The sequence below is a fragment of the Microcoleus sp. Pol14D4 genome (genome assembly GCF_036701245.1).
GTDB lineage: Bacteria > Cyanobacteriota > Cyanobacteriia > Cyanobacteriales > Microcoleaceae > Microcoleus.
Genome location: NZ_JAUBQM010000184.1, coordinates 1 through 2,251, shown reverse-complemented (window position 1 = coordinate 2,251; position 2,251 = coordinate 1). Strand labels below are relative to the sequence as shown.

Below are 2,251 nucleotides of genomic sequence, written 5' to 3'. Positions count from 1 at the left end.
TCAGCTTGAGGCCATCAGGCCTTGTCTGAGTTACTTTGGCGATACTTGCTTATCAGCACTTATTGAGCAGTTACCTCAGTTGCAACTATTTATGCAATTAGTAAGTTGTACTGCATTTAAATTGTAGAGTTCAATGACCTTCAAAAATTGTCAAATCCTCTCTCCCTCGAACACCAGAGACCAATATGCTTGGGTTAAGAACAATCTGACTTTTAAAAGATGCATATATTGCCATAAAATCGTAACAGAGATAGAATTCGTTAGAGAGCGTTAACCCAAGCGTATTGCACCATAGACAATAGAGTTGCATTGCATTTATTCGCTCTCCAATCAGGAAATTATCTGCGTTTATTTGCGTTGAGCTGTCTTGAATCTGCGGTTAACCTATTAATCAAAGATTTAGGCAATTCAAGTCTAATCTAGATGCACAACAGGTTATTAGTTAAGTGCTGCTTCTGCATCGAGTTTGTTAACCTGCTGTCGCCGGAACAATTCTTGTGAAAGTTCGGGCCACCTTTCCAGAGTGGGGTCTTTTGCGACTACCAACTGTGCTGCTTTCCTAGCTTGCTCTAGTATGGCCTGGTCGTTGATTAAATCAGCCTTGGCAAATTCTGGCAGTCCCGCCTGCTGGGTTCCTAATACCTGACCTGGCCCTCGCAATCTCAAATCCATTTCTGCTAGAAAGAAGCCGTCTTGCGAAGTTTCCATTATCTTGAGCCGCTCTCTAGAATTATTTGATTTGGAATCGCTTACCAACAAGCAGTAAGATTGTGCCGTGCTCCGTCCTACCCTGCCTCTGAGTTGGTGCAATTGCGACAGGCCAAATCGTTCCGCGTGTTCGATTAACATGACTGTGGCATTGGGGACATCAACTCCGACTTCAACAACCGTCGTAGAGACGAGAATTTGAGTTTTATGGGCAATAAAGTTGGCGATTTCTGTTTCTTTCTCGGCGGAATTCATGCGACCGTGTAGCAGCCCGATATTGACATTGCGGAAAATATTTTCCCTCAAGTACCGATGCTCCTCAATGGCGGCTTTGAGGTCAAGCCGTTCAGATTCTTCGACAAGTGGCAGAATGATGTAGGCTTGATAGCCCAGTTGGATTTGTTGTCGAATTATTTCGTGAGCTTTGTGGCGAGTTCTACTCGTAAATAGCTGAGTTTGAATTGGCTCTCTCCCTGGTGGCAGTTCGTCCAGCAGGCTGATGTCTAAATCGCCGTGCAGTGTCAGGGCTAAAGTTCTAGGGATGGGTGTGGCGGTCATTGTCAGAATGTGAGGGCTAATGCCTTTTTGCTGCAACTTGAGCCGCTGTTGAACTCCAAATCGATGCTGTTCGTCGATCGCCACAAAACCCAGTTTCTTAAAGCTTACAGTATTTTGAATCAGTGCGTGAGTACCGATTAGCAAGGGAAGAAGCCCCAAGTTTAATCCTTTGGCAATTTCTTGACGAATCTTAGCTGTTGTGGAGCCTGTTAACAGCGTTACAGACAATCCCAGCGGCTCAAACCATTCACTGAGTTTGCGGTAGTGTTGGGAAGCTAACACTTCAGTCGGTGCCATTAGTGCTGTTTGATAACCGGATTGAATTGCTGCAAGGATGGCGACTGCTGCTACTACTGTTTTGCCGGCACCGACATCTCCTTGTACTAAGCGATTCATCGGAGTTGGTTTGCTCATGTCTGACAGAATTTCGGCAATGACTCTTTGCTGTGCTTTGGTGAGGGTAAAAGGTAAATTCTTGTAAAGTTTTCTGAGCTGTTTTCCTGTTGAGTTTAGGGAGTATCCTTGCTGTTGTTGCAAGGTATATCGGTGCTGCAATAGCCTTAATTGCAAGTAGAAAAATTCATCGAACACTAAGCGGTGGCGGGCAGATTCGAGGGTATTGCTGTCTGGGGGACAGTGAATATGTGCGATAGCTTTTTGGAGAGCTATTAACCCAAAACGTTTGCGAAGTCGTTGTGGCAGCGGGTCTTCAATAAAACCAACACAGTCAAGTGCTGTACGAATACAATGCCGGACTAGCTCGTTAGTTATGCCTTTAGTTAAGCGGTAAACTGGTACAATAGAGGTCGTGCTAGCTTTAGCATCTTCAAAGCTAACAACTTTAACTGTTGGGTTGCTGATGGTTTTACCATAGCTATCTTGTTTGACTTTTCCTGTCACTAATACAATATAGCAATCCTATATGAATTGTGAAAAGGCATCAAATCTTTTCAAGTTAGGAAAATTGAAAAGATTATATTTAGCA

General features: G+C 44.0%; 1 protein-coding gene. It reads right to left on the bottom strand.

What is annotated here, in order from left to right:
- Positions 1 to 438 precede the first annotated feature (438 nt).
- Positions 439 to 2,166 (bottom strand): ATP-dependent DNA helicase RecG, encoded by a 1,728-nt coding sequence (gene recG, locus QUA33_RS27945; RefSeq protein ID WP_333153001.1) that lies wholly within the window; start codon positions 2,164 to 2,166, stop codon positions 439 to 441.
- Positions 2,167 to 2,251 lie beyond the last annotated feature (85 nt).